Source organism: Alteromonas sp. I10 (assembly GCF_003201515.1).
Taxonomy (GTDB): Bacteria; Pseudomonadota; Gammaproteobacteria; order Enterobacterales; family Alteromonadaceae; genus Alteromonas; species Alteromonas macleodii.
The window spans coordinates 329461-343429 of sequence record NZ_QJJN01000004.1 but is presented as its reverse complement, the minus strand read 5'-3'; the positions used below and the strand labels follow the sequence as shown (position 1 = coordinate 343429).

The following is a 13969-nucleotide window of genomic DNA, read 5'->3' as shown; positions in this document are numbered from 1 at the left end:
ATCTTGGTCAACACCAAGCTTTGTTTGAGTTGTAGAGGTATTTTACGGCTTATAAAATCCGCCGCCTTGTTTAAAGCGTCTAGTAGCGGTTTTTATCTATGACTTCAAAATTATCACCTAATCGCAGCTCTTCTAACCTACGTGAAGACTCAGTTTCAACATTGCCAAACCAAACGTTAATCGCGCCAGAGTTGCTTGCACCTGCGGGTAGCTTACGCAACATGCGCTACGCTTTCGCCTATGGCGCTGATGCTGTTTATGCTGGGCAGCCACGCTACTCGCTTCGCGTAAGAAACAACGAATTCAGCCTTGAGAACTTAGCGATAGGCATAAAAGAAGCACATGCTTTAGGTAAAAAGTTCTATGTAGTAAGCAACATTGCTCCGCACAACAGTAAGCTAGGTACCTACCTTAAAGATATTTCACCAGTAATTGCTATGAAGCCCGATGCGTTAATTATGTCAGACCCAGGGCTTATTATGATGGTGCGCGACGCCTTCCCTGAAATGCCTATTCACTTGAGTGTACAGGCCAATGCGGTGAACTACGCCACGGTGAAGTTTTGGCAGAAACAAGGCATAGAGCGCGTTATTTTGTCCCGAGAGCTCTCTTTGGAAGAAATTGAAACTATTCGCGAGCATGTTCCAGACATGGCATTGGAAGTGTTTGTGCATGGCGCGCTTTGTATGGCGTATTCGGGGCGCTGCTTATTGTCTGGATATATGAATAAACGCGATCCGAATCAGGGCACTTGTACCAATGCTTGTCGATGGTCTTACGATGTTAAGGCAGGCGAGGAAAACGAAACTGGCGACATCGTTCTAACCAATGAGATTAATAAGGCAGTTACAGCACCTCAAGTGGTAATTCCTACCCTTGGTGAAGGCACGCCAAGCTCCCAAGTGTTTATGTTAGAAGAAAAGGAAAAGCCTGGCGAACTGATGCCAGCTTTTGAAGACGAACATGGCACCTATATCATGAATTCTAAAGATTTGCGTGCCGTGCAACATGTTGGCAGGTTAACCCAAATGGGCGTGCATAGTTTAAAAATAGAAGGCCGCACTAAATCACATTACTACTGTGCCCGAACCGCTCAAGTCTATAGAAAAGCAATTGACGACGCGGTAGCAGGAAAGCCATTTGATAGTACATTAATGGGAAGCTTGGAAACTTTAGCTCATCGAGGTTATACCGAAGGTTTCTTGCGTCGCCATGCGCACCACGCGTATCAGAACTATGAGTATGGCCACTCAGTCAGCGATAAACAGCAATTTGTTGGTGAAGTGATTGACCGTTGTGAAGAGTCTAACTATGCAATTATAAACGTTAAAAACAAATTCTGTGTAGGTGACTCGCTTGAGTTGATGACGCCAAGCGGCAACATTACCTTTACTCTAAATGAGATGCTGGATAAGAGAAACCATTCTATTACGGATGCTAAGGGTTCAGGACACCAAGTAAGAATACCGATACCCAGCGATGTGTCTCTAAACTTTGCCCTACTGCTGCGAAATTTAGATGAAGGCGTTGATACCCGCAATCCGTTTCGAAAAGCTCCTAGTGCAGTAACACCCGAAAACGCGAGCGAGGCATAATGCATGGCACTGCTTATTCTTGATAGCTGCATTAACTGCGACATGTGCGAACCCGAATGCCCTAATGCCGCTATAAGCATGGGCAGTAAAGTGTATGAAATAGACCCATTACGCTGTACAGAATGCGTGGGGCATTACGATGCGCCCACTTGCGTAGCGGTATGCCCAATAGATGTTGTTAAGCCTGACCCGCACAATAAAGAATCACTAGACGAGTTGGCCGAAAAGTTTGTTCGTTTAAATAGTTATCTATGAAGTAAGTCAGCGAGTTAATTGTACTTCTCGAAGAATTCCCTTGAATCATAACCAAGAGTGATCCCTAATTGCGGTACAGTTTGAATTGGCACTACTAATAAGGGTTTTATTTTGAAGTTTGCCTCTCGCGCTACAGTGATCTCTCCGTTTCTTGCTATGGCCTATGGCGAAAAAGCCACGGCACTAGAACAGCAAGGTAAAGATGTTATAAGACTTAATTTAGGCGAGCCTGATTTCGGCGCACCCGCGGCAGTGCTCGCCGCAATGAAAGAAAGCTTAAATGCCCCAGTTTTTCCCTATACCTCGGCGCTGGGCATGCCTGAACTACGTGAAGCCATTGCACGCTTTTATGAAGTTAAACATGGCGTAGCTGTAAGCCCTTCTAGAGTGGTCGTGACCGCTGGGGCTTCTGGCGCTTTACTTTTGGCAAGTGCTGCCTTGGTTGAACCAGGCGACAACGTGATATTGGGCGACCCTTCTTACCCTTGTAACCGACGTTTTTTAAACGCATTTGGCGCAGAGGTAACGCTGGTACCAACACGCAGTGAGGATAACTTTCAGCTAACCGCAACAAGTGTTGCCGATAATTGGAAGCACAACACGAAAGGTGTACTTATTGCCACACCTGCCAATCCTACTGGTACGGTTATAGATGCAGAAGAGTTGACTAAAATTGGCGAGTACTGCAAATCCAAAGGTGGCTTCTTAATTGTTGACGAAATTTACTTGGATCTATCGCTTTCGGCTGATCTTGATGTACGCAATGATACATTCGCTTCCCAATCGACCTTGGGCACTGATACCAAACTTCAAACCGTACTTGCCAATGCACAGCTTGAAGAAACAGTGGTCGTAATAAACAGTTTTTCCAAATATTTTGGCATGACCGGCTGGCGTCTTGGCTGGTGTGTGGTACCTGAAGCAATGACGCCCATCGTTGAAAAACTCGCGCAGAATTTGTTTATTTGCCCCTCTACCCTATCGCAAAAAGCCGCTCTTGCGTGCTTTAAACCAGAAGCATTGGCGCAATGCGAGCAAAACCGCCATACGCTGGAAAAGCGTGCTTCCCTTGTTTTTAGTGCACTTGAAAATATGGGGCTTGGTTTAGATGCAAAGCCTGACGGTGCGTTTTACGCCTACATCAATATTAAACATACGGACTTAACTGCAATTGAATTTTGTGATGCCCTACTTTCACAACATAACGTAGCGCTTACGCCGGGTAATGATTTTGGTGAGCACAATGCCAACCATTACGTAAGACTGTCTTTCGCCACTAGCATTGAACGCTTGGAGGAAGGGCTTTCACGGCTTGCTGAGTTTGTAGAATCATTAAGCTAACGCTTTTTTATGCTCACCATTTAATTTCGTGAATAGACAAATATTACCGAAAAAAATGATAGATATGGGTGCTTGTGCGTATATTGAGTAACGCATATTGATGACACGTGTCGAAACGAGATAAAACAGGACAAAACAATGAGTAACGAACGGGAATTTGATGTAGTTATTTTCGGTGCTACAGGTTTTACGGGTAAGTTAGTAGCTGAATATTTTCAGGCTCAGTATGGCAGCGATGACAACGTTAAGTGGGCGGTCGCAGGCCGAAACGAAGCTAAACTCAACGGCGTAAAAAAGGAGCTAGGCATTAGTGAAAGCGTTGCTAGCATTGTAGCCGATGGTGATGATGATGACGCGCTAAATGCGTTGACGAAGCGCACAGCCGTTGTACTTACCACTGTTGGTCCGTATCAAATTTACGGTGAAAAGTTACTTTCTGCATGTGTCGATAACGGCACCGGCTATACAGATCTTTGCGGTGAGCCAGCCTGGATGCACCAAATGATCAATAAATACGAAGCGAAAGCTAAAGAAACCGGCGCAAACATTGTGTTCTCGTGTGGCTTTGACTCTGTGCCTTTTGACCTTGGTGTGTACTACCTTCAAGAACATGCCAAAAAGCAAACTGGCGATGTCATTGAATATGTAAAAGGTCGCGTTCGTAAAATGCAGGGCACGTTCTCTGGCGGTACGGCTGCAAGTTTAAAAGCGACCATGGCGGCTGCGCACAAAGATAAGTCTGTCATGGCGGCACTTATTAACCCGCACTCATTAACCGATGGCGCGTCAAATCAGCCACAGCCCGATGGCAATAAACCTTACTTCGATGAGCAGTTAGGCACATGGGTTGCACCATTTATTATGGCGGCCATCAATACTAAAAACGTTCATCGCACGAACTACCTGGGCGGATATAGCTACGGCAAGAACTTTCAATATGATGAAATGATGATGACTGGTCCAGGTGAGAAAGGTGAAGCCATGGCGAATCACGTTGCCAAAGATAAGTCGCTTGCAAGTGATGATGGCCCTAAACCAGGTGAAGGCCCGAGCAAAGAAGAGCGCGAAAATGGCTTTTACGATGTCATGTTTGTGGGTACCGCTACCAATGGTGATATGCTAGCCGTATCGGTAAAAGGCGACAAGGATCCAGGTTACGGCTCTACCAGTAAAATGATTTCAGAATCTGCCCTTTGCTTGTGCAAAGACGTTAGTTTATCTGGTGGTTTCTTCACACCTGCGGCAGCACTTGGTAACAAGCTTATCCGCCGTTTAGAAGAAAATGCAGGCTTAACGTTTGCTATCGAGAAATAGCGATTCAAAAAACGAAGGCTGAACACAAATTGCGTTCAGCCTTTTCTCTCTGCGCTAGGTGTTATTGTTGTTTTTTAAGCGAGTACCGCTTTTAATGCTTTAACGCACGCGTCAGTTTCTTCAGGTGTCCCTACGCTAATACGTGACCATGAGTCGTACCCAGGCCACGTGCGCCCTACAACCTTTATACCTTGAGCTTTCATCTTTTCTGCAAATTTATCGTGCGGCATGCCCGTATCTATGTAAATAAAATTCCCTTGTGGATTTGGCGCAAACGGCTGCTTTAACTCTTTAGCTACTTTTACTAACTTTTCACGCTCAGTTTTAATGCGTGAGCGCATTGTGTTTAAGTTCTCATGATCATCCATACTTGCCATACCCGCTACTAATGCCAAGTAATTCACACCACCCATGCGCAGCATACCGCCCATTGTTTTAGCTTGCTCAGCAGGCATGATGGCGTAACCGAGACGCTGTCCCGCCATGGCGTGAATTTTAGAGAAGGTGCGGCAAATCACCACGTTGTACCCTTCAGCTACTAGCTTCGATTGCACATTAGCGGGGTAAGCATCAGACATTTCAATGTAGGCTTCATCGATGAAAACCTGTGCTTTCTTCGATACGCGTTTTGCAAAAGCGGTAAGCTTCGCCGCATCTACCATGCTCCCTGTCGGATTATTTGGATTACATACGTACACAGCAGTCGTATCTTCGGTTACTGCAGCTTCAATTGCATCTAGGTCAAAAGTCATATCATTGGCTAACGGCACGTAGGTCACGTCTGCCCCCATAAACTCAGCGCCCCGTGGTACGCCTTCGTAGGTTGCCATAGACGTTACCAGCTTATTGCCGTTTTTGGTGATCCAGTCCGCATAGCCAAAAAGAATAGGTGAAGATCCATTCGTAATTACGATTTGCTCAGCAGATACGCCTTCTTGCTCAGCAATTTTTTGCGCTAACACTTCAACCGTAGCGTCGGTATAACGCGCTAGGTTTAAAAGCTCACTTTGCATTGCCTTTGCGGCTTTTTTTGACGGCCCAAAGGCATTTTCATTCGACGATAGGCGAATAAGACCATCGTTTACATTGGGGGTAGCAGACGGGAAGTGTTCAGTTTGCATACCTGCGGCACGAAGGTCGCCCATAATACTGTCAACGCTGGTCGTTAGCGCTACTGCTCCTGCACCTAATCCCACTGACTTTAACCAATTACGACGTGAAGAATTCACGGTGCTCTGTTGTTCATTTTTATTCATATTTCGCTCTGTCTTCCGTCTATATTCACTTTAGACTAAAGGCTTAATTTTAAACGCGCAATAGCATAAAAACGCTAAACCATTGACATAAATGCACTTTCTACGTGCATGTGGCGCACTAAAATTGACAATGTAAGTAGTTTTAATGTGTTAAGCGGTTACATTGCGGTGCAGTGCTTTTATTAGCATTTAGGCGTTTGCGATGAATGACATTTTTTAGAGAGGAGTGATAAAAAATAAAAGCGTGTACGAACACGCTTTATCTATGTAGTAATTGAAATAGCTCAGCTATTGACTTTACTTCCTGCGTTTTAGTCGCAAAAAAGCAGCGGCAGATAATATAAAAATGCCAAAAGATGCAGGCTCTGAAACTTGAGCAACTGAGAGTTGTGCGTTTCGGCCGATATCATTAGCTTCTTCATCAGTTCTGATATACCAAGTTCCATCGTCAAAAAACTCCAAATCGAATCTGACTAATTTTAAGAGAGCTTCTTCACCTGTATTGACCAAAGTACTCATCTTAATATATTCGCCGGTCGACTGGTTCACAGGGACATAAGTATCAAAAGATATCGATAAAAAATAACTTTCCAAATCACCTGTAATTTTACCTGATACGCTCAAGTTCTCGCCAAATTCAGCGTAATAGCCCTCTGGAGGAACCGTACCAATAACTGTAGTGACAAAATCAGTCCGTCCAATGTCGTTAAATATAGCGTCAGAGTTATCAATCCAAGTATCTCCTGAAGAATAACTCGCGTTATATATAATTAAATTGTCTACATGATTTGATGGACCATCGTATTGAAATGAATAAAGGTTAGACGAATTAAACCGAAAATCTTCGCCATAAGTAAAGCCATCTACAACAATGTTACCAGATACATCTACTGCATTTGAAAAACTATTGTCTCCCTTCGTGCCTAAACAATCAGAACAACTTCCTGTCCAACTAATTATCGTTCTGTTTTGAGCATCGGTTTCGAGTATTAAGCCGGCCGACGCTGATGAAGCCACTCCCATTAAAGCTACTGAAAAACAGGCATTTCTTAAGTACATCTTAATTCCCTTTGTTAATTATTGTGATACATCCAAGATATATAATGCTTTCATTATTAAGCAAAAACTAATCCACTTTTATTTTATAATTAATTCAATCACTTAAAATAACCAGGCTCAATGCTGTAATTTTTTTCGACACCCATTTATGAGTCGGATGTTTTCTAACTGTTAGATTTCGTAAGGAAAGTGCGAAAAAAGAAATGATGAGATTTGGCAAGATATCAACCTTAAAAAATGACTAAAAATTGGTATTTAAAGAAAGGCTTCATGAGGATTTAAACTATTTCCGAGTACGCCAGTAACTATTGCTAGTAGTTTACAAATGACAGGAGTTAAATATGGCTAAGGACCACGGCAACCAAATTAAAAACGACGACACTTACGAAGCCCTTCGCGACGAAGGCTACAGTAAAGAGAAGTCGGCGCGCATTGCCAATGCGCAAGCCAATAGCGAACAAACGCCTTCTAAAGATGGTGGAAAAGGCAAAAAGTACGAGGATCGCACTAAAGATGAACTGTATCAAAAGGCCAAGGAAGTGGGTATTGAAGGTCGCTCTAAAATGAGCAAAGACGAATTAATTGATGCGTTACGCAATCATTAGTGGCTGATAGACCGCCACATACAAAAACTGGTCACTGTGGCGGTGATGATTATGTTTTATCAGACACGCATAATTTGTGCATTTCGTAGCAAACTTCAACTTCAAGTAAAGATCTACCGCCTCAATAGTAGGCGACTACCTCTTCGCCCGACCAATACATGACAATATTTCATGATAAAATGAAAATAAGTCATTTTTATTCATAGTTAAATCAACGTATAACGTGTTCATAGCTTTTACAGCAGTCTCACTACTCGGTTTAACTTTAGGAATAGAAGCGCATTCTCATGAACAACAACGTGAACACAGATTTCTCTTTTACTATTAACAGCGTTCAGTTTAATGAAGATTATCGCCCTTCAGACAACACACGCATCACCACCAACTTCGCCAATTTAGCTCGTGGTCAACGCCGCAAAGAAAATTTGCGCGATGCACTAAGCATGATAAACAACCGCTTTAATGCACTGGCTAGCTGGGATAATGAAAGTGGCGATCGCTATGCTGTCGAACTTGAAATTGTGTCGGTAGATATCGACGTTGAGGGTAACGGCAACACATTCCCAACTATCGAAATCTTACAAACCAATATCATTGACAAAAAAACGGGCAAGCGTACCCAAGGTATTGTGGGAAACAACTTCTCGTCTTATGTTCGCGATTATGACTTTAGCGTTCGCCTCTCTAATCACAATCGCGGCCAGTCTTCGTTCAGTGTCCCTACCGATTTTGGTGATCTGCACGGAAAGTTGTTTAAGTATTTCGTTAATTCAGAAGCCTATAAAGCACATTTTTCAAAGCTGCCGGTCATTTGTTTAAGCGTTTCCGACAATAAAACCTACCGTCGAACAGAAAATCAGCACCCCGTTTTAGGTGTTGAATATCAGCCTAATGAATCATCACTAACTGAACAGTATTTCAAGAAGATGGGCTTAAACGTGCGCTACTTCATGCCACCAAACAGTGCTGCTCCTTTTGCATTTTATTTCTTTGGTGATTTGTTAAACGACTACACCAATTTGGAGCTTATCAGCACTATTGCCACGATGGAGACCTTCCAAAAAATTTATCGCCCTGAGATTTATAACGCTAACGCCCAGGCAGGTTTAAGCTACAAACCAAACTTGAAAAATAGCGATCACTCAGTGACTCGCATTGTTTATGACCGTGAAGAGCGGACTCATCTAGCCGTTGAACAAGGCAAGTTCGTAGAAGAGAACTTTATAAAGCCTTATCAACACAAGCTAGCGCAATTCACAGCAAGCTACGCCTGATCCGTTCATCTAGATACTTGCGATATTCAAACCGCATACGTTGCGACACAAAACTATGATAAGGGCAGCACGTTCTGCCCTTCGCGCATCCATACAAATTATTGATTAGAAGAAAGCGAATTACATGAAAAAACTACTCCCCACTTCAATTGCAGGCAGTCTTCCAAAACCATCGTGGCTTGCACAGCCTGAAACCCTGTGGTCGCCGTGGAAGCTAGAAGATGAAGCATTAGAGGAAGGCAAAAAAGACGCGCTTCGCGTTACGCTTCAGGAACAAGCCCTATCAGGCATAGATATTGTGTGTGACGGTGAGCAAACCCGTCAGCATTTTGTAACTACCTTTATTGAGCACCTTGACGGTGTTGATTTTGAAAACCGTAAAACCGTACGTATTCGCAATCGCTACGACGCTAGCGTACCTGTCGTTACCCAAGCTGTTACACGGCCAAAATCAGTGTTCGTTGAAGATGCAAAGTTCTTAAGGAGCCAAACCGATCAGCCCATCAAATGGGCGTTACCTGGCCCTATGACGATGGTTGATACGCTGTACGACGACCATTATAAAAGTCGCGAGAAACTTGCGTGGGAGTTTGCCAAAATACTAAACCAAGAGGCAAAGGAGCTTGAGGCTGCTGGTGTTGACATTATCCAGTTTGATGAACCTTCGTTTAACGTATTTTTCGATGAAGTCAATGAATGGGGTATTGCCGCATTAGAAAGAGCCATTGAAGGGCTTAAATGCGAAACTGCAGTGCACATTTGCTACGGATATGGCATCAAAGCTAATACCGACTGGAAGAAGACATTGGGCTCTGAGTGGCGACAATATGAGGAGAGCTTTCCTAAGCTAGCAAAATCTAATATTGATATGGTTTCTCTGGAGTGCCATAACTCTCATGTACCCATTGAACTGATCTCGCTTCTTAAAGGCAAAAAAGTGATGGTGGGCGCTATTGATGTTGCAACTGACACAATAGAGACACCAGAAGAAGTAGCAGCTACATTACGTGAAGCATTAAAGTACGTGGATGCCGACAAACTCTACCCTTGTACAAACTGTGGTATGGCCCCCCTTTCTCGAAAGGTTGCTCGTGGCAAGCTTGAAGCGCTCAGCGCAGGTGCTGAAATAGTAAGACAGGAATTACTGTGTAAACTCAGCGCTTAATACGCCCCAAAACTTTTAATAAAAGCGAGTTTTTTGAAAGCGCACTAGAGCCCATATCAACGTGGGCTTTTTTATTTCTAGCGGTTAAAAAGAGTATCAGCGTTATTCTCATCCGTTCGGCCCTTTTAAGGTTAACCCTCTTACATTATTTATAGCTTTTACAGAATAAAGATAATTAAAAATATAACACAATAAACAGTAACGAATATTTAACTTATGAGAAACATTAGCAATTACTTAATTAAAAACAGCGACAAAACAACCATTATTCACGTTAAAAAAAGAAACTTTAATATACACGGTTTAAATTTACTCAGTTAGTGCAATATACGAGCAAAAACCTTCTAACTCAAAATTAACCAAGCAAATTAAAAACAAGACGAAAACCGCTTAATAAGCGCCCTAAAAAGACACTTTTCGACCACATGGTCAATATAAAAACAATTATTGAACATTATTAATACAACACTTAAAAATATTAATTAAACCTACTATTTATAAATTCTTTAAAATTAAGTTAACTCTTTCATGGCCAGAATTTAATTCACCGCAAAAAATTGATTTATTTAATACTAGATAATTAGAATGCGCGCCATTGCGACATAAGTAAAAACTACGCATGCAATTTGGCTAGCCCTTGCCTATTTACAGGGCATTAACCTACAACAAGCACGTAAATCTAATTCACTAGGAACAATCCATGAAAAATATTGCAACTGCAGTTCAGTTAGCATTAGCAGGAAGTGTCGCGTTGACCTCAGGCAACGTTCTTGCACAGGACTCAACAAATGAAAGCGCTGACGTTGAAAAAATTCAGGTCACCGGTTCTCGTATCTCTCGTCAGGGCGCTATCGCTCCATCACCAGTAACAGCCATTTCTGGTGAGTCACTTCTTAATTCAGGTGCGATGAACATTGGTGAGGTGCTTAATGAGCTTCCTTCACTTGCAAACACATTCTCATTGGGTAATTCAGGTCAATTTATTGGAACTGCTGGTCTGAATATTCTTGACCTACGTGGTATGGGTACTGACCGCACATTAGTATTGGTAGACGGTAAACGTCACGTATCTTCTTCAGCAGGTTCTGCAGCGGTTGATACCAACACCATCCCTACTTCGTGGATTGAGCGCGTAGAAATCGTTACTGGCGGTGCTTCTGCGGTTTATGGTGCAGATGCAGTAACTGGTGTTGTTAACTTCATTCTTAAAAAGAACATTGAAGGTTTCGACGTGAGTGCGACGCAAGGCTTTGCACAGGAAAACGGTTATAAGAACGATAAATACCAAGCATCATACGGCTTTAACTTCGACAATGATCGCGGCAACATTGCTTTTGCAGCCGAATACAGCTCACAAGAAGCTTTAGAGGCCCTTGACAACCCTTGGACTGCAACGTCGTATCGTAATATGAGCTTTGAAAGCATCATGGGATACGAGCGCAGTGAAGACCAGTTAAATTCAACGGCATTTCCTGACAACTTTTACACTGCTAATGCGGGCTACTACACACTAAACAACTCTGGCGTCTTTGGCGGCAACTCTCAGACTTTCAACGCTGACGGTTCAATTCGCGAAATCTACACCGGTGATCAAGTAGACGGTGCGTTCTGCGCAAACTGTGATTCGTTTAACCTGCGCCAGTTTACGCAGCTTCAGCCTGAGTTTGATCGTACTAACCTAAATGTAAAAGGTAACTACGAGCTAAACGACGACACCACAGTGTATGCACAGGCAAAGTACGCGCGTACTCGTGCAATTACAATGGGCCAGCCTGCTTTCTTCTATGGCGGCTCAGAGACGACAATCAAAAAAGGTAATCCTTTCTTAGATGAAACTGTTGTCGAGTATATGAAGGCGAATGGTGACCTTAAAAGTATTCAGCTTAACCGCATGATGACCGATTTAGGGCGCCGCACCGAAGCAGACGAGCGTGAAACTTACCGCTACGTGCTAGGTATCGAAGGCTACATGGGTGACGAGTGGAGCTACGAGGCGTTTGTAAACTACGGCAAAACTGAATTAGAGCGTGAGAACCGCAACAACCTTATTTTGCAAAATTTCGAGAATGCACTTAACGCAATAACTGACGGCGATGGAAACATTGTTTGTGCTTCAGGTAGTGATGACGGCTGTGTACCGCTGAACATTATGGGCTTTGGTCAGCCATCACAAGAAGCAATTGACTACGTCAATACTACATCAGTTGGCACAAGCAAAATTGAACAATACAACGCTGGCGCAACCATCGCAAACTCTGGTATTTATGAATTACCTGCAGGATACGTTGGCTTTGCAGCCGGTGTTGAATATCGCAAAGAAAAAAGCGAAATTGAAGAACCTGATAATGCAGCGGGTACCTTTTTCAACACTCTAGGTGAAGATAAAGGCGATTACGATGTATCAGAAGTATTTACTGAAGTTACTATTCCACTACTTGCCGATCTCCCTGGCGTAGAAATGCTGACATTTGATACTGCGGCGCGGATTGCCAACTACTCTTCGATTGGCAACGCGAAAAGCTGGAAGCTTGGTCTAGATTGGAAAGTGTATGAAGATTTACGTCTACGTGCGACAAAATCATCTGCACTACGCGCGCCGAACATCGGTGAACTTTATGGTGAAGCAAGCCAAACCTTCTTCCGCGTAGACGATCCATGTCGTACAGACAACCTTGCTGACTTAGCCAACGCCGACCAACGCATTGCAAACTGTGCAGCGTTAGGTATCCCTGCAGATTTCAACTCTGATTACGACTCAGCAACGCTAGAAGGCGTAAACGGTGGAAACATCGACTTGCAAGCGGAGAGCTCAATATCTAAAACACTAGGTGTTGTCTATACTCCTAGCTGGTTTAAAGGCTTTACCGCTACTGTTGACTACTGGGAAATCGAGCTGACAGACGCGATTTCGTCTATTGACGGCCAAACAATTTTGGACCGCTGTGTTGACTCTGAGTCGGGTATTAACAACGTATACTGTGGCCTTATCGACCGTGATGGAACTACCGGTGAAATCACTCAGATTCGTAGCTATGCATTGAACATCGCGGGTCAAGAAGCCAAGGGTATCGACTTCGAACTAGGATATGATTTCGACGCGCTAGAAGGCGCATTCCGTACTAGCTTGATTGCGACTTACCTTAAAGACCGCAAAGAATTTCCATTCCAAGATAACCCTGAAGTATTCTATCAGTACGCAGGTACGGCAGGTGAATCTGATTGGCAGGGTGTATTCACCATCAACTATAGCCGTGGTGATTGGGAAGCAAGCTGGAAAACTCGCTACCTAGAACGTTCAAGCCTTTACGACAACCAAAAGTTAGCGCGTAACCCAAATCCGAGCAACCGCATGGAACTGCCTTCATACGCAGTGACTGACGTAACCGCGGGTTACAACTTTGCTAACGGTGTTAGCCTAACCGTGGGTATTGATAACCTGTTTAATCGTGCGCTACCGACAGGCACAACAGGCACGGGTTCAATAGACGGCGCGTACGACAACATTGGCCGCTTCGGATACGTAACCGTAGCGTACAAAATGTAATTTACGTAATATTGAGCAATGATAAAAACGGCGCTTATTAGCGCCGTTTTTTTATTATAAAGTTAACATGACGTCATTTTATCGCTATATAGACGTCTATACGGTTGCCATTCACATAGTACTCGAAGTCTATTGAAAACGTCCTTTCATACTCGGCACCTCCTTCTGTGAAGTAGCGCCAAATATCGCTCCATGCATCAATGGCAATTTGCGGCATTTCACCTTGTCGCGAAAAAACGAGATACTTTCCTGCGGGAATAGTGATGTGCTCAACCTTTAAATGTTCTGGCACTGAGTCACCGTCAAACCCAGCCAACACGGAAAAGTCACCGGAATGATCGGATTCGTAATTGAAATACACGCCATACACTCGCTCGCCGCCTTTATAGTTAACAGCTATCGAATTATCAAACCTTTGCCAAAGTGTGGGTATCTTTCCCATCGGTGAGAATTCAGTGTGATTATTGGTAATCACCGAAAAGCCTTTAATATCTATCGGTGAAGAGAGGTTCCTTACGTTCATACAACGTCCTAATTGTTAAGCATACAGAAAGTTAGTCT

At 43.5% G+C, this 13969-nt stretch carries 11 protein-coding genes; 8 read left to right on the top strand and 3 right to left on the bottom strand.

The window, feature by feature from the left end; genetic code table 11:
• The first annotated feature begins 98 nt into the window (after positions 1–98).
• From yegQ to BZA03_RS10480, 4 genes are all read left to right on the top strand, one after another.
• Positions 99–1595: a tRNA 5-hydroxyuridine modification protein YegQ gene (yegQ, locus tag BZA03_RS10495; protein ID WP_110288736.1), complete on the top strand. Its 1497-nt coding sequence runs from the start codon at positions 99–101 to the stop codon at positions 1593–1595.
• A 3-nt stretch (positions 1596–1598) separates the two neighbouring features.
• Positions 1599–1850 carry a YfhL family 4Fe-4S dicluster ferredoxin gene (locus BZA03_RS10490; protein ID WP_110288735.1) on the top strand — a complete coding sequence of 84 codons (252 nt, stop codon included), beginning with the start codon at positions 1599–1601 and terminating at the stop codon, positions 1848–1850.
• A 111-nt stretch (positions 1851–1961) separates the two neighbouring features.
• Positions 1962–3191 carry an aminotransferase class I/II-fold pyridoxal phosphate-dependent enzyme gene (locus tag BZA03_RS10485; RefSeq protein WP_110288734.1) on the top strand — a complete coding sequence of 410 codons (1230 nt, stop codon included), beginning with the start codon at positions 1962–1964 and terminating at the stop codon, positions 3189–3191.
• Positions 3192–3329: 138 nt separating this feature from the next.
• Positions 3330–4505, top strand: a complete 1176-nt coding sequence (locus BZA03_RS10480; RefSeq protein ID WP_110288733.1) for a trans-acting enoyl reductase family protein — start codon at positions 3330–3332, stop codon at positions 4503–4505.
• Positions 4506–4579: 74 nt separating this feature from the next.
• Here BZA03_RS10480 and BZA03_RS10475 read toward each other — a convergent pair whose 3' ends face one another.
• Together BZA03_RS10475 and BZA03_RS10470 are read right to left on the bottom strand one after the other, a co-directional pair.
• Positions 4580–5761, bottom strand: coding sequence for a histidinol-phosphate transaminase (locus BZA03_RS10475; protein ID WP_110288732.1), 1182 nt, complete (start codon positions 5759–5761; stop codon positions 4580–4582).
• A gap of 297 nt (positions 5762–6058) precedes the next feature.
• On the bottom strand, positions 6059–6820 hold the full coding sequence (locus BZA03_RS10470) for a hypothetical protein (protein WP_110288731.1): 762 nt from the start codon (positions 6818–6820) through the stop codon (positions 6059–6061).
• Positions 6821–7161: 341 nt separating this feature from the next.
• Between BZA03_RS10470 and BZA03_RS10465 the strand changes: the two genes are divergently transcribed.
• The 4 genes from BZA03_RS10465 to BZA03_RS10450 all read left to right on the top strand — a co-directional run bounded on the left by BZA03_RS10465 (position 7162) and on the right by BZA03_RS10450 (position 13408).
• Entirely contained in the window at positions 7162–7425 is a 264-nt protein-coding gene (locus BZA03_RS10465) for a Rho termination factor N-terminal domain-containing protein (RefSeq protein ID WP_110288730.1), read from the top strand.
• 299 nt (positions 7426–7724) lie between these two features.
• On the top strand, positions 7725–8699 hold the full coding sequence (locus tag BZA03_RS10460; protein WP_014949789.1) for a DUF1852 domain-containing protein: 975 nt from the start codon (positions 7725–7727) through the stop codon (positions 8697–8699).
• Positions 8700–8823: 124 nt separating this feature from the next.
• Entirely contained in the window at positions 8824–9864 is a 1041-nt protein-coding gene (locus BZA03_RS10455) for a methionine synthase (RefSeq protein WP_110288729.1), read from the top strand.
• 700 nt (positions 9865–10564) lie between these two features.
• Positions 10565–13408, top strand: coding sequence for a TonB-dependent receptor domain-containing protein (locus BZA03_RS10450; RefSeq protein ID WP_110288728.1), 2844 nt, complete (start codon positions 10565–10567; stop codon positions 13406–13408).
• A 73-nt stretch (positions 13409–13481) separates the two neighbouring features.
• On the opposite strand, the gene BZA03_RS10445 is transcribed toward BZA03_RS10450, so the two are convergent.
• The gene (locus BZA03_RS10445) at positions 13482–13931 is read right to left on the bottom strand and encodes a GyrI-like domain-containing protein (protein ID WP_110288727.1); all 450 of its coding nucleotides are present in this window, start codon (positions 13929–13931) and stop codon (positions 13482–13484) included.
• Between the last annotated feature and the right edge of the window lie 38 nt (positions 13932–13969).